Origin of the sequence: Streptomyces sp. NBC_01244 (assembly GCF_035987325.1) — a bacterium.
In the GTDB taxonomy this organism is placed as follows: domain Bacteria; phylum Actinomycetota; class Actinomycetes; order Streptomycetales; family Streptomycetaceae; genus Streptomyces.
This window is the reverse complement of sequence record NZ_CP108488.1, coordinates 1,874,289-1,898,136: the sequence shown is the minus strand read 5'-3', so window position 1 is coordinate 1,898,136 and position 23,848 is coordinate 1,874,289. Positions and strand designations below refer to the sequence as shown.

22 protein-coding genes are annotated in these 23,848 nt (G+C 73.6%); 13 read left to right on the top strand and 9 right to left on the bottom strand.

Annotation, left to right across the window (positions count from 1 at the left end; genetic code table 11):
- Positions 1-83: 83 nt before the first annotated feature.
- Together OG247_RS08215 and OG247_RS08210 are read right to left on the bottom strand one after the other, a co-directional pair.
- The gene (locus tag OG247_RS08215) at positions 84-962 is read right to left on the bottom strand and encodes an undecaprenyl-diphosphate phosphatase (RefSeq protein ID WP_327251619.1); all 879 of its coding nucleotides are present in this window, start codon (positions 960-962) and stop codon (positions 84-86) included.
- Between the two features lie 48 nt (positions 963-1,010).
- Entirely contained in the window at positions 1,011-1,748 is a 738-nt protein-coding gene (locus OG247_RS08210) for a TVP38/TMEM64 family protein (protein ID WP_327251618.1), read from the bottom strand.
- A 49-nt stretch (positions 1,749-1,797) separates the two neighbouring features.
- On the opposite strand from OG247_RS08210, the gene OG247_RS08205 reads away from it, so the two are divergent.
- The 4 genes from OG247_RS08205 to OG247_RS08190 all read left to right on the top strand — a co-directional run bounded on the left by OG247_RS08205 (position 1,798) and on the right by OG247_RS08190 (position 5,893).
- A complete protein-coding gene (locus OG247_RS08205) occupies positions 1,798-2,523 on the top strand; it encodes a DNA alkylation repair protein (RefSeq protein ID WP_327251617.1) in 726 nt (241 codons plus the stop codon).
- A 340-nt stretch (positions 2,524-2,863) separates the two neighbouring features.
- A complete protein-coding gene (gene tuf, locus OG247_RS08200; RefSeq protein ID WP_327251616.1) occupies positions 2,864-4,042 on the top strand; it encodes an elongation factor Tu in 1,179 nt (392 codons plus the stop codon).
- Positions 4,043-4,137: 95 nt separating this feature from the next.
- The gene (locus OG247_RS08195) at positions 4,138-5,034 is read left to right on the top strand and encodes a patatin-like phospholipase family protein (protein ID WP_327251615.1); all 897 of its coding nucleotides are present in this window, start codon (positions 4,138-4,140) and stop codon (positions 5,032-5,034) included.
- Positions 5,035-5,101: 67 nt separating this feature from the next.
- Positions 5,102-5,893 (top strand): spermidine synthase, encoded by a 792-nt coding sequence (locus OG247_RS08190; protein WP_327257386.1) that lies wholly within the window; start codon positions 5,102-5,104, stop codon positions 5,891-5,893.
- A 77-nt stretch (positions 5,894-5,970) separates the two neighbouring features.
- Here the strand turns inward: OG247_RS08190 and OG247_RS08185 are convergent, their stop codons facing one another.
- The gene (locus OG247_RS08185; protein ID WP_327257385.1) at positions 5,971-7,221 is read right to left on the bottom strand and encodes an MFS transporter; all 1,251 of its coding nucleotides are present in this window, start codon (positions 7,219-7,221) and stop codon (positions 5,971-5,973) included.
- A gap of 184 nt (positions 7,222-7,405) precedes the next feature.
- A complete protein-coding gene (locus tag OG247_RS08180; RefSeq protein ID WP_327251614.1) occupies positions 7,406-8,473 on the bottom strand; it encodes a hypothetical protein in 1,068 nt (355 codons plus the stop codon).
- 110 nt (positions 8,474-8,583) lie between these two features.
- Here OG247_RS08180 and OG247_RS08175 point away from each other — a divergent pair, with 110 nt between their 5' ends.
- From OG247_RS08175 to OG247_RS08160, 4 genes are all read left to right on the top strand, one after another.
- On the top strand, positions 8,584-9,021 hold the full coding sequence (locus tag OG247_RS08175; RefSeq protein ID WP_327257384.1) for a DUF4442 domain-containing protein: 438 nt from the start codon (positions 8,584-8,586) through the stop codon (positions 9,019-9,021).
- A gap of 100 nt (positions 9,022-9,121) precedes the next feature.
- A complete protein-coding gene (locus tag OG247_RS08170; protein WP_327257383.1) occupies positions 9,122-9,274 on the top strand; it encodes a DUF2191 domain-containing protein in 153 nt (50 codons plus the stop codon).
- 129 nt (positions 9,275-9,403) lie between these two features.
- Positions 9,404-11,938: a glycoside hydrolase family 3 protein gene (locus tag OG247_RS08165; protein ID WP_327251613.1), complete on the top strand. Its 2,535-nt coding sequence runs from the start codon at positions 9,404-9,406 to the stop codon at positions 11,936-11,938.
- 60 nt (positions 11,939-11,998) lie between these two features.
- Complete coding sequence (locus tag OG247_RS08160) at positions 11,999-12,712, top strand: DedA family protein (RefSeq protein WP_327251612.1); 714 nt, start codon at positions 11,999-12,001, stop codon at positions 12,710-12,712.
- Between the two features lie 65 nt (positions 12,713-12,777).
- Here the strand turns inward: OG247_RS08160 and OG247_RS08155 are convergent, their stop codons facing one another.
- A complete protein-coding gene (locus OG247_RS08155; RefSeq protein WP_327251611.1) occupies positions 12,778-13,323 on the bottom strand; it encodes a gamma carbonic anhydrase family protein in 546 nt (181 codons plus the stop codon).
- A gap of 126 nt (positions 13,324-13,449) precedes the next feature.
- Here OG247_RS08155 and OG247_RS08150 point away from each other — a divergent pair, with 126 nt between their 5' ends.
- The gene (locus OG247_RS08150; protein ID WP_442813237.1) at positions 13,450-14,208 is read left to right on the top strand and encodes an acyltransferase; all 759 of its coding nucleotides are present in this window, start codon (positions 13,450-13,452) and stop codon (positions 14,206-14,208) included.
- Between the two features lie 40 nt (positions 14,209-14,248).
- Here OG247_RS08150 and OG247_RS08145 read toward each other — a convergent pair whose 3' ends face one another.
- Positions 14,249-15,118, bottom strand: coding sequence for a DMT family transporter (locus OG247_RS08145; RefSeq protein ID WP_327251610.1), 870 nt, complete (start codon positions 15,116-15,118; stop codon positions 14,249-14,251).
- Between the two features lie 103 nt (positions 15,119-15,221).
- Between OG247_RS08145 and OG247_RS08140 the strand changes: the two genes are divergently transcribed.
- Complete coding sequence (locus OG247_RS08140; RefSeq protein ID WP_327257381.1) at positions 15,222-15,803, top strand: helix-turn-helix domain-containing protein; 582 nt, start codon at positions 15,222-15,224, stop codon at positions 15,801-15,803.
- Positions 15,804-15,848: 45 nt separating this feature from the next.
- Here OG247_RS08140 and OG247_RS08135 read toward each other — a convergent pair whose 3' ends face one another.
- Together OG247_RS08135 and OG247_RS08130 are read right to left on the bottom strand one after the other, a co-directional pair.
- Positions 15,849-16,700 carry an HAD family hydrolase gene (locus tag OG247_RS08135; RefSeq protein WP_327251609.1) on the bottom strand — a complete coding sequence of 284 codons (852 nt, stop codon included), beginning with the start codon at positions 16,698-16,700 and terminating at the stop codon, positions 15,849-15,851.
- Between the two features lie 189 nt (positions 16,701-16,889).
- Positions 16,890-17,294 (bottom strand): CoA-binding protein, encoded by a 405-nt coding sequence (locus OG247_RS08130; RefSeq protein ID WP_327251608.1) that lies wholly within the window; start codon positions 17,292-17,294, stop codon positions 16,890-16,892.
- A gap of 90 nt (positions 17,295-17,384) precedes the next feature.
- On the opposite strand from OG247_RS08130, the gene OG247_RS08125 reads away from it, so the two are divergent.
- On the top strand, positions 17,385-18,011 hold the full coding sequence (locus tag OG247_RS08125) for a YigZ family protein (RefSeq protein ID WP_327251607.1): 627 nt from the start codon (positions 17,385-17,387) through the stop codon (positions 18,009-18,011).
- Between the two features lie 76 nt (positions 18,012-18,087).
- Here OG247_RS08125 and OG247_RS08120 read toward each other — a convergent pair whose 3' ends face one another.
- The gene (locus OG247_RS08120) at positions 18,088-19,296 is read right to left on the bottom strand and encodes an NAD(P)/FAD-dependent oxidoreductase (protein ID WP_327251606.1); all 1,209 of its coding nucleotides are present in this window, start codon (positions 19,294-19,296) and stop codon (positions 18,088-18,090) included.
- 303 nt (positions 19,297-19,599) lie between these two features.
- Here OG247_RS08120 and OG247_RS08115 point away from each other — a divergent pair, with 303 nt between their 5' ends.
- Both OG247_RS08115 and OG247_RS08110 read left to right on the top strand, forming a co-directional pair.
- Positions 19,600-20,772 carry an exonuclease SbcCD subunit D gene (locus OG247_RS08115; protein ID WP_327251605.1) on the top strand — a complete coding sequence of 391 codons (1,173 nt, stop codon included), beginning with the start codon at positions 19,600-19,602 and terminating at the stop codon, positions 20,770-20,772.
- Positions 20,769-23,780: an SMC family ATPase gene (locus OG247_RS08110; protein WP_327251604.1), complete on the top strand. Its 3,012-nt coding sequence runs from the start codon at positions 20,769-20,771 to the stop codon at positions 23,778-23,780. The genes OG247_RS08115 and OG247_RS08110 overlap by 4 nt, the downstream gene beginning before the upstream one ends.
- The last annotated feature ends 68 nt before the right edge of the window (positions 23,781-23,848 follow it).

Here is a 23,848-nt window from a genome sequence, read left to right as displayed (position 1 = left end):
CTCCCTGCACAACGACGCGAAGGCCGCCCGGGAACGTTCCCGAGCGGCCTCCGATTCGCCCGAAGCGGTGAGCGGGAGCCGTACTAGCCGGCCGACTCGCCGGCGTGGGGGCTGAGGACACCCATGCCGATCAGGACGAACAGCAGGATGCCGAGCAGGACCCGGTAGATCACGAACGGCATGAAGCTCTTGCTGGAGATGAACTTCATGAACCAGGCGATGACCGCGTAGCCGACGACGAAGGCGACGACCGTGGCGAAGATCGTCTGAGGCCATTCGATGTGCCCCGGGTTCTCCATCACGTCCTTGATCTCGAACAGGCCCGAGGCCAGCACGGCCGGGATGGCGAGGAGGAAGGAGTAGCGGGCGGCCGCCTCGCGGGTGAAGCCGAGCAGCAGACCGCCGGAGAGCGTCGCACCCGACCGGGACACACCAGGGATCAGGGCCATCGCCTGGCAGAGACCGAAGATGAGGCCGTCCTTGACGCCCAGTTCCTTCAGGGTCTTGCGCTCGCGGATGGCGCGGTGCCGGCCGCCCTCCTCGTCGCGCGCGGCCAGCCGGTCGGCGAAGCCGAGCACGAGGCCCATCACGATGAGGGTGGTGGCGATCAGTCGCAGATCGCGGAACGGGCCCTCGATCTGGTCCTTGAAGGCGAGGCCGAGGACACCGATCGGAATCGAGCCGACGATCACCAGCCAGCCCATCTTGGCTTCCTGCTCGGAGCGCAGCGCCTTCGTGTACAGCGAGCGGAACCAGGTGGAGATGATCTTCGCGATGTCCTTGCGGAAGTAGATCAGTACGGCGGCCTCGGTGCCGATCTGCGTGATGGCGGTGAAGGCGGCTCCCGGATCGTGCCAGCCGGCGAACGCCGCGGTCAGCCGGAGGTGGGCGCTGGAGGAGATCGGGAGGAACTCCGTAAGTCCTTGGACGAGACCGAGGATGAGGGATTCGATCCAGTTCATGTCGGGGTGCGCTCGTCCTTGTGATCGTTGGGCAGTTCGGGTCCGATGCTAGGGCCCGTGGGGTGCCGCCGTGACCACAGGGGGGTGTACGACCGTCAGTTCCCGCGCCGGCCCCGGCCGCTCGGGCTTGCGTACGGGCGCCAGCCGGTGCCGTTTGCGCCAGGCGACGACCGACGCACCCACCGCGGAGACGGCGATGAAGCCGAACGAGGCGAGGAACGCGGGGGAGGTCGGGGAGGAGGCGCTGGCCCCCGCGATCACGTACGCGGCGGTGTTCGGGACCACGCCGATCGCGGTGGCGAGGAGGAAGGGGAGCCAGCCGCAGCGGGACAGCGCGGCGGCGTAGTTGGCCATCGCGAAGGGCAGACCGGGGAAGATGCGGATCGCCAGCATCGAGCGGAAGCCGTGCCGGGCCAACTGGTCGTCGGCCGCCTGCAGCCAGCGGCCGCGGATCAGCGGACGCAGGGCGTCGCGCCCCATCATCCGGCCCAGGCCGAAGGCGATCCCCGCGCCGATCACCGATCCGGCAACCGCGGCGACCAGACCGAACTGGGAGCCGAAGAGGGCCCCGGAAGCCAGGTTCAGCAGGGGGCGGGGCACCAGGGCGGCCGTGCACACCCCGTACGCCGCGGCGAAGAACAGGACCGCGGTGCCCACCGGGAGCCCCGGGGGCCAGCCCTCCGCGAGCAGGCGCTGGGGCTCGTACAGCACGACGCAGACGCCGGCCGCGAGGAGCAGCACGACGAGCAGCGAGAGCCGTGTCCACGGCGCGAGGAGGAGGGACATTCCGGGAGACTAACCGACCCCCCTGTCCGAGCGCCGTAATCTGGGCCTCATGCAGTCGAACGACCGGCGGCCTCCGCAGGTTCCGCACAGCGGCCTCGCCGAGCTGTTGGTGGCGCGGCTCACGGAGTCCTACGGCGCCGCGGCCGACGCGCGGCGGGCCGGGCCCATGGCCGCGTACATGAAGGACGTCTCGCCCTTCCTCGGGATCCCCACCCCGCTGCGCCGCGAGCTGTCGAGGGCCGTGACCAAGGACACCCCGAAACCGTCCGAAGCGGACTGCGCGGCCCTCGCGCTGCGCTGCTGGGAGCTTCCGGAGCGTGAGTACCGGTACTTCGCCGTCGACTACCTGCGCCGACACGTCTCCCGCTGCTCCTCCGGCTTCCTGCCCGTGGTCCGGCACCTGATCGTGACAGTCCCCTGGTGGGACACCGTCGACCTGCTCGCCGCGCACACGGTCGGGCCGCTCGTGGCGGCGGACCCGGCGCTCGCCGCCGTCATGGACGAGTGGATCGGGGACGAGGACCTGTGGGTGGCCCGCACCGCCCTGCTCCACCAGCTCCGGTTCAAGTCCGCGACCGACACCGAGCGGCTCTTCGCGTACTGCCGCCGCCAGAGCGACCACCCCGACTTCTTCGTCCGCAAGGCCATCGGCTGGTGCCTTCGCGAGTACGCGAAGACGGACCCCGGCGCCGTACGCGCCTTCGTCACCGCAGAGCGGGAGTCGCTGTCGCCGCTCTCGGCGCGCGAGGCGCTGAAGAACATCGGCGGGGCGTAGGCCCGACGGCGTGCGGCGCCCACGGGCCCTTCGCGCGGGGTGGCCGGAGTGCCCCCGCGCCAAGTCGGGGCCGCCGCCGCGTAATTCGCTGGCCCCGCCGACCCCGGTCCGGCAGGATCGGGCACATGTCCAGGCACGCCTTCCCCGCAGCGCCGTCCGCAGTCGCGGACGCGCCGAAGGCTGCCGTCCCCGCACAGCTCGCCGCAGGCGCACCCGCATTCGGCGGCGCACGAAGCTGACCCTTCCCGGATCGTCCGGCGGACCCCACAGGGGGAGGGTCGGTTCGCTCAGGGGTCCCGTCATTCGAGTTCTCAGCTTCGGAATCACACGGGAAGACATCATGGCCAAGACGGCCTTCGTGCGCACCAAGCCGCACCTCAACATCGGCACCATGGGTCACGTCGACCACGGCAAGACGACGCTGACCGCCGCCATCACCAAGGTCCTCGCCGAGCGCGGCGGCGCCTCCTTCGTGCCGTTCGACCGGATCGACCGGGCCCCCGAGGAGGCCCGGCGCGGCATCACCATCAACCTCACGCACGTCGAGTACGAGACCGACACCCGCCACTACGCCCACGTGGACATGCCCGGCCACGCCGACTACGTCAAGAACATGGTCACGGGCGCGGCCCAGCTCGACGGGGCGATCCTCGTCGTCTCCGCCCTCGACGGGGTCATGCCGCAAACCGCGGAGCACGTGCTCCTCGCGCGGCAGGTCGGCGTCGACCACATCGTCGTCGCGCTGAACAAGGCCGACGCGGGGGACCCCGAGCTCACCGACCTCGTCGAGCTGGAGGTCCGCGAGCTGCTCACCGCGAACGGCTACGGCGGCGACGGCGCCCCGGTCGTACGGGTCTCCGGGCTCGGGGCGCTGGACGGCGACCCGCGCTGGACCTCGTCGATCGAGGCCCTGCTCGACGCCGTGGACACGTACGTGCCCATGCCCGTGCGGTACACCGACGCGCCGTTCCTGATGCCGGTCGAGAACGTCCTGACCATCACCGGGCGCGGCACCGTCGTCACCGGCGCCGTCGAGCGGGGCACCGTGGCCATGGGCGACCGCGTCGCACTGCTCGGCGGCGACGGCGCGGCCGTGGAGTCCGTGGTCACCGGGCTGGAGACCTTCGGGAAGCCGATGGACTCCGCCGAGGCCGGGGACAACGTCGCGCTGCTGCTGCGCGGGGTGCCCCGAGAGGCGGTGCGCCGCGGCGACGTGGTGGCCGCGCCCGGCAGCGTCGTACCGAAGCGCCGCTTCACGGCGCGGGTGTACGTGCTGTCCGCCCGCGAGGGCGGCCGCAGCACGCCGGTGGCGACCGGCTACCGGCCCCAGTTCTACATCCGCACCGCCGACGTGGTGGGGAACGTGGACCTGGGCGAGGCGGGCCCGGCCCGGCCGGGGGACACGGTCACCATGACCGTGGAGCTCGGCCGGGACGTCCCGCTGGAGAGCGGCCTCGGCTTCGCGATCCGTGAGGGCGGCCGCACCATCGGGGCCGGGACGGTCACCGAGGTCGGGTAGCGGCCGGATAGCCGTCGGGCAGTACCCGCTGTGGTGGCGGTGGTCGGCTTGCGCCAGACTGCCGTCACCACTGGCATGCGGGGAGGGAGCGGTTCGTGGAAGACGGCAGCACGGGCGGCAGGGGCGGCGGCAGCGGGGAAGGCAAGGGCACGGCTCTGGTGCTCGGAGGCGGCGGGCTGACCGGCGTCGGCTGGGAGGCCGGGATGCTCTACGGGCTCGCCCGCGCGGGCGTCGACCTGACCGGAGCGGACCTCGTCGTCGGTACCTCGGCCGGCTCGGTCGTCGGCGCGCAGCTCACCTCCGGACTGCTCACCCCGCAGGAGCTGTACGAGCGCCAGCTCGGCGACCCCGGCGGGGAGCTCCCCGCGAAGCTGGGGGCCACCCTGATCGGGCGGTACGCCGTCGCGATGGTGCGCTCCCGCGACGCGAAGTCCTACCGGCGCCGGATCGGCGCCTTCGCGCTGGCCGCCGACACGGAGCCGGAGGCGGTGCGCCGCAAGGTGCTGGAAGCCCGGCTGGTGTCGCGCGACTGGCCCGAGCGGCGCTTCGTCGTCACGGCGGTGGACGCGCTGACCGGCGAGCTCGCCGCCTTCGAGCGCGGGAGCGCGGCCGGGCTGGTCGAGGCCGTCTCGGCGAGCTGCGCCGTACCCGGCGTGTGGCCGCCCGTGACGGTCGCCGGACGCCGGTTCATCGACGGCGGGATCCGCTCCGCGACCAACGCCGACCTCGCCTCCGGCTACGCGCGCGTGGTGATCCTCGCGCCGATGGCCACGGGCGCCGGACTGATCCCCTCGCCCGCGGCGCAGGCCGCACGGCTGCGGGAGGCCGGGGCGAAGGTGCTGCTGATCACCCCGTCGTCGCAGGCCCGCAAGGTCTTCGGACGCAACGTACTGGACCCCGCGCGCCGCGATCCCGCCGCGCGGGCGGGGCTGGAGCAGGCCGCGGTCCACGTGGAGCAGGCGCGCGAGGTGTGGGCGGCTGCGGGGGCCTGACAATGGTCCGGTGAGTGACGAACAGATCCCGGTGATCCGGGACGTGGCCCAGGGCACCGCCAAACTGATGCCGGACATCGACCGGGAGCGGGCCTGGCTGCTCACCGTGGACGGGGCGCCGCAGTCGTACGTGGACCTCGACGACCCGGAGCACCTGGAGTTCGAGTACGTACGCCGCCTCGCGCACGTCCTGGACTGCGTGGGCGAGCCGGGGGCCGCGCTGGACCTGTTGCACCTGGGCGGCGGCGCGCTGACCCTGCCCCGGTACGCGGCGGCGGGCCGGCCGGGGTCGCGCCAGGACGTGGTCGAGTTCGACGCCGGGCTGGTCGCGCTGGTCGGGGAGTTCCTGCCGGTGGCCGCCGGGAGCGGGATCACGGTGCACGTCGCCGACGCGCGGGCCTGGCTGGCCGGGGCGCCGGACGCGAGCGCCGACGTGGTGGTGGGCGACGTCTTCGGTGGATCCCGGGTGCCCGCTTCGCTGGCCTCGGTGGAGTACGCGCGCGAGGTGGCGCGGGTGCTGAGGCCCGGCGGGGTCTATGTGGCGAACCTCGCCGACGGGGCGCCGTTCGCGTTCCTGCGCGGGCAACTCGCGAACTTCGGGGCGGTCTTCGGGGAGTTGGCGCTGATCGCGGAGCCGGGGGTGCTGCGCGGGCGGCGCTTCGGGAACGCGGTGCTGCTGGCTTCGGCGCGGGAGCTGCCGGTGGCGGAGCTTTCGCGGGTGTGCGCGGGTGACGCGTTTCCGGCGCGGGTGGAGGTGGGGGCGGCCCTGGCGCGGCTGATGCGGGGGGCTCTGCCGGTGGCCGACGCCGATGCGGTGGCTTCGCCCGAGCCGCCGGAGGGGGCCTTCAGCCTCGGCTGAGGGGCTTGCCGCTGCGCGGGGCGAAGTCCCCTACCCGCCCTTCGCCCGTTCCCCGGGCTCTGCCCGGACCCCGCGCCTCACACGCCGGCGGGGCTGGATGCGGCCGAGCTGGGCTGGACGGGGCCCGGTTCGGTGGGGACCGACTTGGTGAGGGCGGCGGGCGGTTTGCGGGTCATGCGGCGGACGTCCGGGACCAGCAGGACGGCCGCGGTCACCACGATCACCAGGGCCGCGCAGCCCCAGAGGGCCGAGGTGCGGCCGATCGCGGATTCGACCGGGCCGGCCACCGCCGTGGCCAGCGGGAGCATCGAGAGCGAGCCGAACCAGTCGTAGGCGGAGACGCGGGAGAACATCTCCTCCGGGATCTCCTGGTGCATCGTCGTCATCCAGCTCACGCCGAACACCTCGATGGCCGCGCCGCTCACGAACATCACCGCGCACAGGCCCCACACGGGAAGCGGCACCGCCAGCCCGGCCGAGGGGAGCGCCAGCGGGAAGACGCACAGGGTGCCGGCCAGCAGCAGGCGGCGCGGTTTCCAGACCATCATCAGGACGGCCCCGCCGATGGTGCCGAGGCCGAAGAAGGCCAGGGCCACGCCCCACGGAGCCGCCCCGCCCAGTTGCTCCAGGGCGACCAGGGGACCGTAGACCGCTTCGGCGGCGCCGACGACCGCCACGACGACGGAGAACTGGAGCACGATGCTCCACAGCCACGGCCGGCTCCTGAACTCCGCCCAGCCCTCGCGCAGATCGGACAGCAGGCCGCCGCCGGGAGCGCGTTCGGCGATGTGACCGACGTCGAGGAAGGCCCGCAGGGCTCCGGCGGCGGCGAAGGCTGCCGCGTCCACGGCCAGCACCCAGCCGGGGCCCAGCAGGGCGACCATGGCTCCACCGAGGGCCGCGCCGCCGACGCCGGCGCCGTTCATCGCCATCCGGAAGAGGGCGAAGGCGCGGTTGGCCTGCGGGCCGGAGACGCTGGCCATGAGCATGCCCTCGGCGGCCGGGTTGAAGAAGGCCGTACCGGTGCCGCACAGCGCCGTGAGCAGCATCATCTGCCACAGCTTCGGATCGCCGGTCAGGACGAGGAAGGCGAAGGCGGCCTGCGAGAGGCAGTTGAGGGTGTTCGCCGCGACCATGACGTGGTGGCGGGGAATCCGGTCGGCGACCGCTCCGCCGATGAGGAGGAAGAGGACGAGCGGCAGCGTACGGGCGGCGGCCACCAGGCCGACGTCGCCGGCGGAGCCGCCCGCCTGGACGACCGCGAAGGCGGTCGCGATGAGCGCTCCGTGGCTCCCGAGGTTCGTGATGACCGCGGCGCCCGTCAGCAGGGTGTAGTTGCGGCCGGCCCATTCCGGCCTGCGGCGGAGGGAGCCGCGGAGGGTGCCGCGGCGGGAGGAAGCCGGGCGGGCGGGACCGGGGGAGGAGGCGGGGGGAGAGCTCACCTCCGGACTATCCCCGGCCCGGGCCGGGAATCCAAACGGATTTCCGGCCCGGGACGCAGGACGGGAGGGGTCAGCCCGCGTTGAGGCGGACGCTGCTCAGGATCTTCTCGTAGGTCTCCTGGCTCACTTCGCCCGGGACGCCCGCGACGCCGTAGAGGACCCAGGTGGAGAGGTCACCGTTGGAGGTCGTGAAGCTGAAGGCGACGGACTTGCCGTCCGTGGAGCACTTGTTCTCCTTGGGCAGGCCGCTGACGGTCGCGGTCGCCATGTGGCCCTTGAGGCCGGAGGCGGTCGTGTACTCCTTCGCCTGGGCGACCTTGGTGGTGCCCTTCGGCGCCTTCTGCGCGTACGCGGCGAAGGCCCAGTTTCCGGCCTCGTTGTACGCGGCCTCGGCGGTGCTCTTCGCGCCCATGCCGCCCTTGGTGGCGGTGCCCGCCAGCTCGGTCGACTCCTCCTTGCCGTCCTTGTCGGAGTCGACCTTGCACCAGTCCTCCTTGAGGAAGGCGGGCGCCGACATCATGACCAGGGGCGAGCCGTCGTTCTTGGCGTCGTCCTCGAAGCCGATGGACAGGCCCGAGGACTTGACCTCCCACTCCGGCGGGACGTCGAAGGCGGTGCCGTACTTCGGGTTGAGGACGACCTTCCAGCCCGGGATCACCGGCTTGGTGTCCGCGCTGCCGCGCGGGTTGGCGCTCGGGCTCGGCGGGGCGGCCGGGGCGGACGGGGTGGAGGAGGCCGGGGCGGAGGGGGAGGAGCTCGGCTTGCCGTCCGCCTGGTCGGCGGTCTTGTCGTCCCGGGTCAGGACGAAGGCCCCGGTGGCGGCGGCCGCCACGACGACGGCCGAGACCGCGACGATGGCGACGGTCCTGGTCGCGAAGGGGCTCCCGCCGCGCGGGGCCTGGGGCGGGGTGCCGCCCCACTGGGGTACGGGAACGGTCGGGGGCTGCTGGCCCCAGGCCTGGGGAGCGGGGGGCTGCTGCGGGTACCCGTAGCCGGGCTGCTGCTCCCCGTACGCCACCGTCGGCGGTTGCTGCTGGTACGGGTTCGGTGTTCCCGGCTGCTGCTGCTGGTACGGGTTCTGATGCGCGTCCTGGGGGTTGGGTTCTCCCCCGGGCGGCTGCTGCTGTCCTGGCCACATGGCCGGTAACGATAGTGGGAGGGCGGGCAGGGAGCCACGGCCGCCCCCGTACGGGTATGGCCAATGCCTACTACTCGCGGGTAACATCGCGTTCCATGAGCGCTGAACAGATGAACGTGGGCGAACTGCTCGCCGCGACCGTGCCGATGGCCAAGACCCTGAACCTCCAGTTCCTGGAGACCACCCCCGAGCGTGCCGTCGTCCGTCTTCCGGACCAGGCCGAGTTCCACAACCACCTCGGCGGCCCGCACGCCGGCGCCATGTTCACCCTCGCCGAGTCCGCGAGCGGCGCGATCGTCCTGGCCGCCTTCGGCGACCAGCTCTCCCGCGCCGTGCCCCTCGCGGTGAGCGCGGAGATCGGCTACAAGAAGCTCGCCAAGGGCGTCGTGACGGCCACCGCCACCCTCGGCCGCCCGGCCGCCGAGGTCGTCGCCGAACTCGACGCGGGCGGCCGCCCCGAGTTCCCCGTCGCCATATCCATCCAGCGCGAGGACGAGGCCGTGACCGGCGAGATGACCGTCGTCTGGACCCTGCGCCCCAACGCCTGACCCCGCTAGAGTCCCTCACCCGACGACGGATGGAGCGGGTCCCGTGCCGGGCCGAGCCAAGATCAGCATCAGCCTCGACGCCGAGCTCGTGGTGGAGGTGATGGTCCTCGCCGGGATCGGGTCGCCCCAGGACGCGGTGGAGGCCGTCGTGCGGGACTACGTCGAGCGCGGCCACCGCACCGAGGCGCGGGTCCAGCTCCAGGACGAGCCCCGGCGCGACGCCGACCCCGGCGGGCAGCCGCCGCAGGGCTGAACATCGGCGTCGCGGTGGCGCGCCTGAAGCGGGCCCGCGGGGCGGTCGGCGCACAGTGGGCGGCGGGAGCGGTCCGGCGCGGGCCGCTCCCGCCACCTGACGCCGATGCCCACGCCGCAGGGAGCGCCCATGAGCGAGGCCGTGTCCAGACGTCGTGCGATGCGCCTCCTCGGGGCGGTGGGCGGCCTCGGTGCCGCCCTCGGTGCGGCCGGCTGCGTACCGGCGCCGCCGCCCGGCGCGCAGCTCCGTAAGGCCTCCGGCTCCGCGGCGTCCCCCGCCGCCGCGCCCGCGGCCGGCCGCAGTGCCCGGATCGACGCCCTGCTGGAGCGGCTCACGCTGGAGGAGAAGACCGTCCTGCTGCACGGCGGCCCGGACCCGGACCCGCTCGGCCAGGCCGGCTACGTGCCGGGCATCCCGCGCCTGGGCATCCCGGCGCTCCGCCTCGCCGACGGCCCGGCCGGAGTCCGCGTCGCCAGGCCCGCCACCGCGCTGCCCGCGCCGGTCCTGCTCGCCTCCGCCTTCGACCCGGCGCTCGCCCGCGCGTACGGGCGGGTCATCGGCAGCGAGGGCCGCGCGCTCGGCATCGACGTGCTCCTCTCGCCGATGGCCAACCTCATCCGCACCCCGTACGCCGGGCGGAACTTCGAGACGTTCTCGGAGGATCCGAAGCTGACGGCCGACCTGGTCGCCGAGGTCGTCCGCGGCATCCAGGACGAGGGCCTCATCGCCACCGTCAAGCACTTCGCGCTCAACAACCAGGAGAAGGGCCGCGACACCGTCGACGTGATCGCCGCCGAGCAGACCCTCCACGAGACGGAGCTACGGGGCTTCGAAGCCGCCGTGGCCGCCGGGGCCGGCGCCGTGATGGGCGCCTACAACAAGGTCAACGGGGTCTATGCCTGCGAGAGCAAGCCCCTCCTCGGCGAACTGCTCCGCGGACGCTGGGGCTTCGACGGCTGGGTGATGTCCGACTGGAACGCCACCCACAGCACCGTCGCCTCGATCGGCGCCGGCCTCGACATGGAGATGCCCGCAGGCACCCACTACGGCGCCCCGCTGCGGGAGGCGGTGCGCGGCGGCTCCGTCCACGAGGGCACGGTGGACCTCGCCGTACGCCGCATCCTGACCACCCTGGACCGCTTCGGACTGCTCGCCGGGGACCCCGCCGCCCGGCCCGCCCGGGACGCCGCCGCCGGAGCCCGCACCGCACGGCAGATCGCCACCGCCGGAGCGGTCCTGCTGCGCAACGAGCGGGCCACCCTGCCGCTGACGGGCCCCGCCGCCCGCTCCATCGCCGTGATCGGCCCCACCGGGCGGACCCCCTTCGTCGGCGGCGGTGGCAGCGCTCACGTGGTGCCGGACGCGGCCGCCGCCCCCCTCGACGAGATCCGGCGGCGGGCCGGGAGCGGCTCCACGGTGGGCTACGCCCTCGGCGAGGACCTCTACGGGCGCCCGTTCCCGGCGAAACTCCTGACGCCCGACGCGGGCCTCGACGACCGCTCGGTGGCCCCCGGGCGCACCTGGGGCTTCGAGGGGACCTTCCGGCTGGCCGCCGACGACGAGTGGACCCTGCTCGTCCACTACACCGGCAAGCGGCCGGCCGTCCGGCTCGACGGGGAGGAACTCTTCCCCGTACGGCAGGGCGTGGCCGAGCAGTTCGCCGGCGGACTGCTCGGCGCCGCGCCCGACGGCCGCACCGTGCGCCGCCGCACCCTCGCGCTCAAGGCGGGCGAACACCGGCTCTCCGTCTTCGCCGAGGGCGGGCCGAAGGGGCAGCGGCTGCGGCTGCGGCACACCACGAAGGCGACCCGGGCCGCCGACCTCGCCGAGGCCGTCAAGGCGGCCAAGGCTGCCCGCAGTGTGGTGCTGTTCGCCTACGAGGACGCCACCGAGGGCAGCGACCGCACCACCCTGGGGCTCCCCGGCGGCCAGGAGGCGCTGATCGAGGCGGTCGCCGCCGTCAACCCGCGCACCACGGTGGTGCTCAACACCTCTTCCGGTACGACCATGCCGTGGCTCCCGCGTACCGGAGCGGTCCTCCAGATGTACTACCCGGGCCAGGAGGGCGCGGCCGCCACCGCCGACGTGCTCTTCGGTGACGCGGACCCGGGCGGCCGCCTCACCCAGACCTTCCCGGCCGACGAGCGGGCGACCCCGGTCGGCGGCGACCTGATGCGCTACCCCGGGGTGGGCGGGCGGCAGGAGTACACCGAGGGCGTGCACGTGGGCCACCGCTGGTACGACCGGCAGCGGGTGGCTCCGCTGTTCGCCTTCGGGTACGGGCTCTCGTACACGACCTGGGCGTACGAGAAGCTGGCCGTCCGGCCGGGCGGCGCGCACGGGAAGCGGAGCGGGCTGCGGGTGGAGTTCACCGTCCGCAACACCGGCCGCCGCACCGGCACCGAGGTGGCCCAGGTCTACGTAGGGCCGTCCCCGGACCTGAAACTGGACCAGCCGGTCCGGGCGCTGGCCGGATACCGGCGCCTGACCCTCGAACCGGGCGAAGCGCGGCGGATCGTCCTGGACATCGACCCGCGCACGCTGTCGTCCTGGGATCCGGAGCGGGACGCGTGGGTCCTGGGAACGGGCCGGCGCGAAGTGTTCGCGGGGCGTTCCTCCCGCGAACTGCCGCTGCGGGCAAAGGCTGTGGTGGCGACCGGATAGGCTGCTCGTTCGGCCCGCCACAGGGGGCGGGCCGGGCGGAGAACTCGGGAGGACGTACCGGTGCACATCCAGGAATGGCTGGAGACGATTCCGGCGGTCAGCATCTACCTCCTGGTGGGGCTCGTCATCGGACTGGAAAGCCTCGGCATCCCGCTGCCGGGGGAGATCGTCCTGGTCAGCTCGGCGCTGCTGGCCTCCCAGCAGGGACACATCGACCCCGTGGTCCTGGGCATCTGCGCGACCACCGGCGCGATCGTGGGCGACTCGATCGGCTACGCGATCGGGCGCAGGGGCGGCAAGCCGATGCTGGAGCGGCTGGGACGGCGCTTCCCCAAGCACTTCGGGCCGGACCAGGTGGCCATGGCGGAGCGCTCCTTCGACAAGTGGGGCATGTGGGCCGTCTTCTTCGGGCGGTTCGTGGCCCTGCTGCGGATCTTCGCGGGGCCGCTGGCGGGCGTCCTGCACATGCCCTACTGGAGGTTCCTCGTCGCGAACGTCCTCGGTGGGATCCTGTGGGCCGGCGGCACGACGGCCGTCATCTACTCGATCGGGATCGTGGCGGAGCCGTGGCTGAAGGGGTTCTCGTGGGCGGCCCTCGCCCTGGCCCTCGTCTGCGGGCTCGCCATGACCTTGGTGGTGCGCGGACGGATGAAGAAGGCCGCAGCGGCGGCGCGGGCCGAGGCCGGTGCGGCCGCCGATGCGGCCCCGGAGGCGGCCGACGCGGCCCCGGTGCCGGGGCAGGCTTCGGCCGCTCCGACCGTGCTCACCGACTGAGGGGCCCGGCGATCGCCCCCGCCAAGCCCGAGGCCGAGGGCGGGGGGACGTGGATGCCCGGCCCGTTACGCGCCCGGGGTCACCGAGGCGCGGTGCTGATCGGCCAGTTCGTTGTACATGAGGGCGTTGACCTTGAGGCCCTCGCGCTCCTCCGCGGTCAGGGCGCGCCGCACCTTCGCCGGAACGCCCGCGACCAGCGAACCGGGCGGGACGACCATCCCCTGCGGGACCAGCGCCTGGGCGGCCACCAGTGAGCCGGCGCCGATCACCGCGCCGTTGAGGACCGTCGCGCCCATCCCGATCAGGCAGTCGTCCTCGATCGTGCAGCCGTGCACGACGGCGTTGTGTCCGATGGACACGCGCTCGCCGATGGAGACCGGGAATCCGGGGTCCACGTGCACGGTGCAGTTGTCCTGCACGTTGCTGTCGGCGCCGAGCGTGATCGGACCGCAGTCCGCGCGGAGCACCGCCGAGTACCAGATGCTCGACCCCGCGCCGAGGGTCACGTCCCCGACCACGACCGAGGTGGGAGCGGTGAACGCCGTCGGATCGATCACGGGGTTCTTCCCGCCGACACCCGCCACGAGTGCCTGGGCCGCCTGCTGCGTCATGTGTTCTCTTCCTCTTCCGGTACGTCGTATCGCGCTACCGGCACCGTAGGCCACGCCGTCCGCGCCCCCGGAGATGGGGTGAAGATCACGGCGCGGCCCGGGCTCCCGGCGCGCTACGGTGACCCGGTGGCGAAGAACCAGAACACGTTCTCTTCTCTGACGGCGCTCCCTTCCCTCACGGGCCTGCGCCGCCGGCTCGCCGGGCGCGCGGTCCACGCGGGTTGGCGCTGGATGCAGCGGGCCGGCGCGGTCACCGCCCAGACCCCCGGAGGGCTGCGCTTCGGCGCGATCGGGCACGGCACCCGGCTCGCCTTCCCGCAGGGCACGGTCTTCGGCGCGCCCTGGATCCGCCTCGGAGACCACTGCATCATCGGGGAACAGGTCACGCTCACCGCCGGGATGATGCCGGACCTCGACCTCGGCGCCGAACCGGTCCTGGTCCTCGGCAACGGCGTGGTCATCGGCCGGGACAGCCACGTCATCGCCGACACCCGGATCACCATCGGCAACGACACCTTCTGCGGTCCCGGGGTGTACATCACCTCCACCAACCACAGCTACGACGACCCGCACGAGCCCATCGGCAAGCAGTGGCCGCGCAGCGCACCCGTGGAGATCGGACCGGGCTGCTGGCTGGGGACGGGCGCGGTGATCCTGCCCGGGGCGCGGCTGGGCCGCAACGTCGTGGTGGCGGCGGGAGCCGTCGTACGGGGTGACGTGCCGGACCACGCCGTGGTGGCGGGGGCGCCGGCGCGGATCGTCCGCCGCTGGGACCCCGAGACGGGCTGGCAGCCGCCGCTGCGCACCCCGCCGCCGGTACCGATCCCCGACGGGGTCACCCCGGAGCAGCTGCGCGCCCTGGCGGACGTGACGGAGCCGGAGTGAACCGGAGTGAACACGACGCCTCCTGCCCGGTCGCCGGGCCCTAGCCCGCCGCGAGGAGGACCGTGCCGGCCAGGGCCAGGCCTGCGCCCGCCGCCTGGACGGTGCGCAGGCGTTCCTTGAGGACGGTGAAGGCGGCCAGGGCGGTGATCACCGGGTAGAGGGAGGAGAGGACGGCGGCGGTGGTGACCGGGCCGTGCTGGGCGGCGATGGAGTAGGTGCCGTTCGCGGCGACGTCCGCGAGCCCGACGAAGGCGAGCGCCGGCAGCAGAGCCCACAGGAGCCGCAGGCCGCCCGTACCCGCCGGGAGGGCGGGGGCGCCGCGCCGGGTCCGCACCCACAGGGCCGTGCCGCCGACGGCGACGTTGGTGACCCGCTGGACGAACAGCGCGAGGAACAGGCCGGGCAATGTGGAGGAGGCGGGGGCGATCAGGGCCATCACCGCGCCGAAGCCGAAGGCCGCGACGAGGGTGAGGACGACGGCCTGTCGCTGGACGGGAGCGCCGCGCAGCTCGGGTCCGCCCGCGAGGACGATGCCCACGACGGCCACCGCGATCCCCGCGAGCTGGGCGGCGCCGGGCCGCTCGCCCAGGAGCAGCCCCGCGGCCATCGGCACCACCACGCCGAGCGAGCCGAGCGGGGAGACCACGCCCATCGGGCCCAGGGCGAGCGCCTTGTAGAAGCTGAGCATCGCGACCGGCCCCACCAGCCCCGCGCCCACCGCGAACCAGAGCTGCGGTCCGGCCTCCCGCCAGGCGCCGGTGCCCAGGACCACCGCGCCCAGCACGAGGACGGCGAGGATCTGGGAGGCCACGACCACCGTGAGGGCCGGTATCCGGCGGGTCAGCAGCCCGCCGCCGAAGTCGGCGAGCCCCCACAGGACGGTGGTGGCCAGGGCGAACAGGGCGGTCATGACAGGCCTCGCAGTACAGTGCGTTGAACGATGGAGTACAACGCACCATAGTTCAGTCTAATGGACCCTGTCATTCAAAATATTGTACGGAGTGGACGGAACGGTGTCGGACCTCGAACAGCTCACCCAGGCGCTCGGCCGCAACCTCAAGCGCTGGCGCGGAGAGCGCGGATTCACCCTGGAGGCCCTCGCCGCCCGTGCGGGGGTGAGCCGCGGCATGATCATCCAGATCGAGCAGGCCCGTACGAACCCCAGTGTCGGCACGACGGTCAAACTCGCCGACGCGCTCGGCGTCAGCATCACCACCCTGCTCGATCACGACCGCGGTCCGCGGGTGCAGGTGGTACTGCCGGGGCAGGGGGTGCGGATGTGGTCCACGGAGGGTGGCAGCGGCGCCAGCATGCTGCTCGGCGACGACCGGCGCGGGCCGGTGGAGATGTGGACCTACCGGCTGGAACCCGGCGAGGGGACCGCCTCGGACCCGCATCCGCCGGGCACCTTCGAGATGCTGCACGTCACCGTGGGGGAGCTGACACTGGTGGTCGCCGACGAGACGTACGCCGTACCGGCCGGCGGGGCCGTCTCCTTCGAGGCGGACGCCCCGCACGCCTACCGCAACGAGGGGCCCGGTCCGATGGAGATGACGATGGCTGTCTCCATCCCGCCGGTGACCGCCCACACCTGACCCGGCCGGGACGGGGCGGAGTGGTGCGCGGGCCCGGTGCGCGGGTCAGTGCGGGCCGGTGACCCCGAGGCCGGCTCCGCGGGAGGTCCCGCGGGCCGTCTCCGGGGTCGCGCCCAGCGCCGGGTGCGTCGCGATGAGGTCCTGGCAGACGGCCAGTACGTCGCGCCGGTCGGCCGTGATCCAGTCCCGGTCCACCGCCCAGCCCCGCAGGACCGGGTCCGGTTCGAAGGCGATGGCGAGGCCGACCTGCTCGAACACCTCGGCGTCGGAGGGGGAGTTCCCGATGGCGAAGGAGCTCCGGCGGTCCACGGGGCTGCCCTTGGTCGCGGTGCGCAGCGCCGCGCGCTTGCCGCCGGGCAGCGCCGGCGTGGCCGTGAGGGCTCCGGTGCAGCGGCCGCGCCGGAACTCGGCCCGCATGCCGTGGGCCTCGCCGATGCCCAGCTCCGCGGCCGCGCGCCGGACGATCTCGTACGGGCTCCCCGAGATCAGCACCGTCCGCAGCCCGGCCGCGTGCAGGAGCCGTACGAGCTCGTCGGCGAAGGGGAGGATCTTCTTCCGGGCCGCCGGCCAGGCGGCTTCGGCGGCCCGCTCCACGTCGCTCCGGTCCGCGCCCTCCAGGGCCCGCGCGAAGTGGGCGTAGAAGGCGGCCGCGGTGGGGGCATGGGCGGCCGAGTCCCCCGGACCGGCGTCCTCGTCGTGGTAGCCGGCTATCGCGGCGAGCGCCGCCCGCCCGGCCTCCGGTTCGCAGACGCCGCCGGCGATGAGCGACTCCACGAACGGCGCCGCCAGCGAGCCCTCGGCCAGGGTTCCGTCGAGGTCGAGCACGGCGATGCGGGCATGACTGCGGGCGTGGCTTCGGGCATGACTGCGGGCATGGCTTCCGGCATGGCTGATCACGGTGGCACTCCCTGGTCGGGGTCGGTCCGAGGTGCGCGGCAGACCCCGACGGGGAGGCGCGGTCTCAAGTATTCGTACCGTTTGGGCGGTTTGGATACTTGAGTCGCGTTGAAAGGGTTGAAGGCGAGGGAGCCTCCTGGGCTTCCCGGGCCCCTGGGAGCGCTGGGAGCGCTGGGACCCCTGGGGGTCTCAGAGGGCGGGGATCTCGATCGCCGGGCAGCGGTCCATGATCATGTCCACTCCGGCCGCGCGGGTGCGGTCGAAGGCGGCCTCGTCGACCACGTTCAGCTGGAACCAGACGGCCTCCGCCCCCTTCGCGACGGCCTCGTCGGCGACCGTGCCCGCCAGCGCGCTGTTCACGAAGACGTCCACCACGTCCACCTTGAAGGGGATCGCCTCCAGCGAGGGGTAGCCCTGCTCGCCGTGGACCGTCTCGGCCTTGGGGTGCACGGGAATCACGCGCTTGCCGTACCGCTGGAGGACCTCTGCCACGCGGTACGCGGCCCGGTCCTGGTTGTTGGACAGGCCGACCACCGCCCAGGTGTCGCCGAGCTCGGTGAGGATCTTGCGGATGGTTGCCGGATCGCCGTACACGTGTGCCGCCTCCTGCTGCGTCTGACTGCTGATTGCCGTCAGACCGATCAACAGAAAAGACGCATGTCGGATTCCCCGTAAGGTGGACGAGTGAAGGCAGACCAGTACGTGACGGTGGCCCGTGAGGGTGTGCACGAGTCCGAGATCAACCGCTCGCGGTTCCTGTGCGCGCTCGCGCCCGCGGCGACCGAGCGGGAGGCGCAGGAGTTCGTCGCGCGGATCCGCAAGGAGCACCCCACCGCCTCGCACAACTGCTTCGCCTACGTCATCGGCGCCGACGCCTCCGTACAGAAGGCCAGCGACGACGGCGAGCCCGGTGGCACCGCCGGGGTGCCGATGCTGCAGATGCTCACGCGCCGGGACATCCGCTACGCCGTCGCCGTCGTCACCCGCTACTACGGCGGCGTGAAGCTCGGCGCCGGCGGGCTCATCCGGGCCTACGGCGGGGTCGTCGGGGAGGCGCTCGACGTACTCGGCACCGTCACCCGCCACCGCTACCGGCTGGTCACCGTCACCGTGGACCACCAGCGGGCCGGCAAGACCGAGAACGACCTGCGCTCCACCGGCAGGACCGTGATCGACGTGCGCTACGGGGCCTCCGTGGAGATCGAGGTCGCCCTGCCCGAGGCCGACCTGCCCGCCTTCGAGGCCTGGCTCGCCGACAGCACGTCCGGGAGCGCCACCCTCACACCGGGCGGGGAGACGTACGCACCCTGAGGACGGGCGAGGGGATCCACTGAGCGGATCCACTGAGTGGATCCGCTCAGTGGATCCCCTCCTGAGGGGAGGGGCATCAACTCGCCTGCTGCGCCGCCCCCATGAGCCGCGGGTCGGAGAAGAACTCGCCGGGCTTGGTGATGCCCGCGTTCACCCGGACGAAGCCGTCCATGGTGTCCTGGCTCTCGGTGACCTTGCCGAGGACCCGCTGCATCTCGGGCGGCGGAGGTTCGAGGGCCGCGAATCCGGCGGTGAACTCGTACATCTGCATGACCCGTTCGTCCCTCGCCCGCTGGTAGCCGCGCATGGCGTCGCCGAACGCGCTGCGGCCCGCGAAGGCGTCGCCCAGGGCCCCCGCGCACAACTCGGCGTCCTGGAAGGCGTCCTGGATTCCCTGGGCCGTGATGAAGTCCTTCAGGTAGCCGGCGTCGCCGACCAGCGCCCACCCCGGTCCGTACGGGACCCGGAAATGGTTCTCGACGGCGGTGCCGACCAGCCGTCCGGTACTGGTGGCGGAGGCGATCCGGTCGGCGAAGGCCGGCGCGCGGTCGAGGGTCTCGTGGTAGCCGCCCTCGATGTCGGCGCGGTTGGCCTCGAAGTCCCGCATCGGCAGTCCGCAGACCACCAGTGTCACGTCGTCGTTGGTGGGCCAGGCCGCGAAGGCGCGGTCGCCCCGCATGTACGCCTCGAACCCGCCGTGCATCGGCAGGTTCGCCCAGTACGCGTAGTAGCTGACCTGGAGCTTCGGCTTCTCCGCGTAGCGGGGGGCGTCCACGGCGCGGGCGATCATCGAGTGGGCGCCGTCGGCGCCGATGACGACCCGGCCGTACTCGGCGGTCGCGGCCCCGTCCGGGCCGTGGCCGCGGATACCGGTCACCTCGTCCCCCTCCGTGACCAGGCCCTCCACGGTGAACTTCTCCCGCACCTCGGCGCCGGCCTCCACGGCCGCGTCGACGAGGATCTTGTCGAGGACGGTCCGTCGGGGCGCGTACGAGCCCTCGCAGCCCAGTCCGGCCGGCGACCCGGAGATGACGAGGGGGCCCAGGTCGTAGGTGTACGTGGTGATCTCCGGGCAGCCGGTGGCGACGACCCGGTCCAGCAGGCCCCAGCGCCGCAGGGCCGCGAGCCCGGGCGGGTGGATGAGGTGGGTGGAGAGCGTGTCGCTGGGGAAGGCCGCCCGGTCCACCACCAGCACCCGGTAGCCCTGGCGGGCCAACAGCATCGCCGTGCTCGCGCCCGCGCAGCGGGCTCCCACGATCACGGCGTCGTAGGTCTTTCCGGTCATGTGGATCGCCTCCCCGGAGGGGTAGGGCTCTTGTTCCCACGGTAGGCGGCGGCACTGGCCACCGCCCAGGGAGAACCACCCGTCGCCCCGTCGCCGTCCGTGGGTGCTTCCCCTCATGCGTGGCGGTACGGGCCATGAGCGGCGGTACTGCGGGCCGTGTCGGGGAGCGTCACCTTTCCGAGGTGAGGGGTGGGTCAGGCGGCGGCATGCGTTAGCGTGGCAGGGGGCCGCTGTGGGTCCTGGGGTGGTTCGTGCGGGTCTTAGAGGGGCAGTAGGGGTAAACGTGCAGGTCGGGGCCGTTCTGTGAAGTTCCTGCACACCTCCGACTGGCACCTGGGGCGGAGCTTCCACCGGGTGAACCTGCTCGGCGCCCAGGCCGCCTTCATCGACCACCTGGTCGAGACCGTGCGGGAGCACGAGGTCGACGCCGTGCTCGTCGCCGGTGACGTGTACGACCGGGCCGTGCCTCCGCTGCCTGCCGTGGAGCTGTACGACCGGGCCTTGCACCGGCTTGCTGAACTTGGCGTGCCCACCGTGATGATCTCCGGGAACCACGACTCCGCCCGCCGCCTCGGTGTCGGGGCCGGGCTGATCGGGCGGGCCGGGATCCACCTCAGGACCGATCCCGCCGGGTGTGCCGACCCCGTGGTGCTGGCCGACGTACACGGTGACGTGGCGCTGTACGGGCTGCCGTACCTGGAGCCCGCGCTGGTCAAGGACGAGTTCGGTGCCGGGAAGGTGAGCCACGAGGCTGTGCTCGGTGCGGCCATGGACCGGATCCGGGCGGATCTGGCCGGGCGGATGCCCGGGACGCGGTCTGTTGTGCTCGCGCATGCCTTCGTCACCGGCGGGCAGGCCAGCGACAGCGAGCGCGACATCACCGTCGGCGGGGTCGAGGCCGTGCCGGCCTCCGTCTTCGACGGGGTCGACTACGCCGCCCTCGGCCACCTCCACGGCTGCCAGACGATCAACGAACGGGTCCGCTACTCCGGTTCCCCGCTCGCCTACTCCTTCTCCGAAGCCGACCACCGCAAGAGCATGTGGCTCGTGGAACTGGGAGGGGAGGGGGAGATTCTGAGCGCCGAGCGCGTCGACACGCCCGTACCGCGCCGCCTCGCCCGGGTCCGCGGGCCGCTGGAGGAACTGCTCTCCGAAGGGGCGTACGCCCGGTACGAGGACTCCTGGCTGGAGGCCACCCTCACCGACCCCGTCCGGCCCGAGGACCCCATGGCCAGGCTCGCCACCCGCTTCCCGCACACCCTCAGCCTGGCCTTCGATCCCGAGGGTCGTGGCGAGGACGCAGGCGGGTCCTATGCGCAGCGGCTCAAGGGCCGCAGCGACCGGGAGATCGCCGAGGACTTCGTCGCCCACGTGCGCGGCGGCGGCGGTTTCTCCGATGATGCCGAACGGGACGTGCTCCAGGGCGCCTTCGACGAGGTTCGGGCCGAGGACAGCCGGCAGGAGACCCACCGATGAGGCTGCACCGGCTCCGCATCACCGCCTTCGGCCCCTTCGCCGAACCCCAGGAGATCGACTTCGACGCCCTCTCCGGCGCCGGGATCTTCCTGCTGCACGGTCCCACCGGCGCGGGCAAGACCTCCGTCCTGGACGCCGTCTGCTACGCCCTCTACGGGTCCGTCCCCGGCTCCCGCCAGGCCCCCGGCACCAGCCTGCGCAGCGACCACGCGGCCTCGGACACCCCGACCGAGATCACCCTCGAACTCACCGCGGGCGGCCGGCGCCTGGAGATCACCCGGCGCCCCGAACAGGACCGGCCCAAGAAGCGCGGCACCGGGACGACCAAGGACAAGGCGCAGAGCTGGCTGCGCGAGTACGACGGGGAGAAGTGGGCAGCGCTGAGCCGGTCCCATCAGGAGATCGGCGAGGAGGTCGAGCAGCTGCTCGGCATGAGCCGCGAGCAGTTCTGCCAGGTCGTGCTGTTGCCGCAGGGGGAGTTCGCGCGCTTCCTGCGCGCCGACGAGGTGGCGCGCGGCCGGCTGCTGGGCCGGCTCTTCGACACCCGCCGCTTCGCCGCCGTGGAAACCCTGCTCGGTGAACGCCGCCGGGCCGCCGAGGCCAAGGTCCGCGCCGGTGACGAGCAGGTGCTGCACACCGCCCAGCGCCTCGCCCAGGCCGCCGGGGACTGCGCCGACCTGCGCGCCTGGCCGCTGCCCCGGCACCAGCCGGGCGACCCCGGGCTGGCCGGGGCGATCCGCGCCTGGGCCGCCGTCGCGCGCTGCTCCGCCCGGGAGCGGCTCACCGTCGCCGAGTACGCCCTCGCCGCCGTCGAGGGGCGGTACCACGCCGCCCGGCGGGCCGCCGAGGACGCGCGGGAGCTCGACCGGCTGCAGCGCCGGCACGCCGAGACCACCCGCCGGGCGGCCCTGCTCGCCGAGGCCGGTCCGGAACGGGAGCGGGTGAGCGCCCTGCTCGACCGGGCCCGGCGCGGAGCCCTGGTCGCCCCCGCCCTGGAGCTGCGCGGAGCCGCCGCCGGCGCCCACATGGCCGCCGCGCACGCGGAGTCGGTGGCCCGGGCGGAGCTTCCGCCTCAGCTCGCCGAGGCGGGGACCGAGCAGCTGGCCGCGGTCGAGCAGCGGCTGCGGGGCGACCTGGGAGCACTCGCAGCCGCCCGCCGCGCCGAGCAGCGCAGCGCCGAGATCGGCCGCGAACGGGCCGACCTGGAACGGGAGTCCCGGGCAGCCGAGGAGCAGCAGCAGGAGACCGCAGAGTGGCTCGCCCGCTGGGACAACACCCGGACCGAGCTGGCCGGGCGCGCGGACGCCGCCCAGCAGGCCGCGACCCTGGCCGAGCAGCTCGCCGGCAAGCTGGAGCCCGCCAGGCTGCACCTGCACGCCGCCCGGCGGCGCGACACCCTCGACGGGGACGCGGAGCGGGCCTCCGGCGAACTGCTCACCGCCCGCGAGGAGTCGGCCGCCGCCCGGGAACGCTGGCTCGAGCTCAAGGAGACCCGGCTGCGCGGGATCGCCGCCGAACTCGCCGCCGCCCTGGTGGAGGGGGAGCCCTGCACCGTGTGCGGGGCCGCGGAGCACCCCTCCCCGGCCCGGCCCGCCCCCGGTCACGTCGACCGGGCCGCGGAGGAGGCGGCGCACGCCCGCTTCGAGGGGGCCGAGGAGCGCAGGGCCGGCGTCGAGCGCAGGCTGGCCGCCGTACGGGAGGCCCGCGTGGAGGCCGCGGCCGCCGCGGGCGAGGCCACCACGGCCGAACTCCTGGAACTCACCTCCGCGCTGAGTTCCCGTCACGCCGAGGCGCACGCCGCGGCCGCCGGACTGCACACCGCCCGCGAGCGGCTGGCCCGCGCGGAGCGGGAGCACGCCGTGCGCAGCGCCGAGCGGAGCGAAGCCGAGGCCCGGGCGGCGGCGCGAGCCTCGCGCCGCGAGGCCCTCGACCGGGAGCGGGCCTCGCTGGAGGCGGAGCTGGCCCTCGTACGGGACGGCGCGCCCAGCGTCGCGGCCCGCGCCGGAGTCCTGGAGGACAGGGTCCGCATGGTCACGGCGGCGGCCGCCTCGCTGCGCCGGGCCGAAACCACCGCCGCCCGGCTGAAGGAGGCCGACGACCAGCTCGCCGACGCCGCCTTCAAGGCCGGCTTCGACACCACCGAGGAGGCGGCCGACGCCGTGCTCCCCGAGTACGAACGCAGCGCGCTCCAACGCCGCACGGACGCCTGGCAGGCGGAGGAGGCCATGCTGGCCGACCGCCTCGGCGAGGCCGACACCGCCGCGGCGGCGGCCCTGCCCCCGGCCGCGCCGGAGGAGGCCGAGGCGCGTGCGGACCGGGCCGGGGCGAAGCTCCGTACGGCCGGGTCCGCCGTGGACGCGGCCCGGGTCCGGTGCAAGGACCTCGACGGGCTCTCCCTCCAGGCCGAGCGGGAGCTGCGCTCCCTGGGACCCTTGCGCGAGGCCTACGAACGGGTGGCCCGGCTCGCCGGACTCACCGCGGGCACCTCCGCGGACAACGAGCGCAAGATGCGGCTGGAGGCCTACGTGCTCGCGGCCCGGCTGGAGCAGGTCGCCGCCGCGGCGACGGTACGGCTGCTGCGCATGTCGGGCGGCCGCTACACCCTGCTGCACTCCGACGCCAAGGCGAGCGGACGGGGGCGTTCCGGGCTCGGGCTGCACGTGGTCGACGCCTGGACCGGCAGCGAACGGGACACCGCCACCCTGTCCGGCGGCGAGACCTTCTTCGCCTCGCTCGCGCTCGCGCTGGGCCTGGCCGACGTGGTCACCGACGAGGCGGGCGGCATGCGGCTCGACACCCTGTTCATCGACGAGGGCTTCGGCAGCCTCGACGACCAGGCGCTGGACGAGGTGCTCGACGTACTGGACTCGCTGCGCGAACGCGACCGCAGCGTGGGCATCGTGAGCCACGTCGCCGACCTGCGGACCCGGGTGCAGGCCCAGCTGGAGATCGTCAAACAGCGCGGAGGTTCGGTGGTGCGGCACCGCACGGCGGGCGGAACGGGCTGAAGTCCCCGCTCCCTGAAGTCCCCGCTCACTGGAGACGGGCTGCCGCCGACGACCGGCCCGCCCCGCGT

What these genes read in the sequence shown, in the direction of transcription:
- OG247_RS08215 (WP_327251619.1), bottom strand. Translation starts at nt 962, where the DNA reads ATGAACTGGATCGAATCCCTCATCCTCGGTCTCGTCCAAGGACTTACG.
- OG247_RS08210 (WP_327251618.1), bottom strand. Translation starts at nt 1,748, where the DNA reads ATGTCCCTCCTCCTCGCGCCGTGGACACGGCTCTCGCTGCTCGTCGTG.
- OG247_RS08205 (WP_327251617.1), top strand. Translation starts at nt 1,798, where the DNA reads ATGCAGTCGAACGACCGGCGGCCTCCGCAGGTTCCGCACAGCGGCCTC.
- tuf (WP_327251616.1), top strand. Translation starts at nt 2,864, where the DNA reads ATGGCCAAGACGGCCTTCGTGCGCACCAAGCCGCACCTCAACATCGGC.
- OG247_RS08190 (WP_327257386.1), top strand. Translation starts at nt 5,102, where the DNA reads ATGCCGGACATCGACCGGGAGCGGGCCTGGCTGCTCACCGTGGACGGG.
- OG247_RS08180 (WP_327251614.1), bottom strand. Translation starts at nt 8,473, where the DNA reads ATGTGGCCAGGACAGCAGCAGCCGCCCGGGGGAGAACCCAACCCCCAG.
- OG247_RS08175 (WP_327257384.1), top strand. Translation starts at nt 8,584, where the DNA reads ATGAACGTGGGCGAACTGCTCGCCGCGACCGTGCCGATGGCCAAGACC.
- OG247_RS08170 (WP_327257383.1), top strand. Translation starts at nt 9,122, where the DNA reads ATGGTCCTCGCCGGGATCGGGTCGCCCCAGGACGCGGTGGAGGCCGTC.
- OG247_RS08165 (WP_327251613.1), top strand. Translation starts at nt 9,404, where the DNA reads ATGAGCGAGGCCGTGTCCAGACGTCGTGCGATGCGCCTCCTCGGGGCG.
- OG247_RS08155 (WP_327251611.1), bottom strand. Translation starts at nt 13,323, where the DNA reads ATGACGCAGCAGGCGGCCCAGGCACTCGTGGCGGGTGTCGGCGGGAAG.
- OG247_RS08145 (WP_327251610.1), bottom strand. Translation starts at nt 15,118, where the DNA reads ATGACCGCCCTGTTCGCCCTGGCCACCACCGTCCTGTGGGGGCTCGCC.
- OG247_RS08120 (WP_327251606.1), bottom strand. Translation starts at nt 19,296, where the DNA reads ATGACCGGAAAGACCTACGACGCCGTGATCGTGGGAGCCCGCTGCGCG.
- OG247_RS08110 (WP_327251604.1), top strand. Translation starts at nt 20,769, where the DNA reads ATGAGGCTGCACCGGCTCCGCATCACCGCCTTCGGCCCCTTCGCCGAA.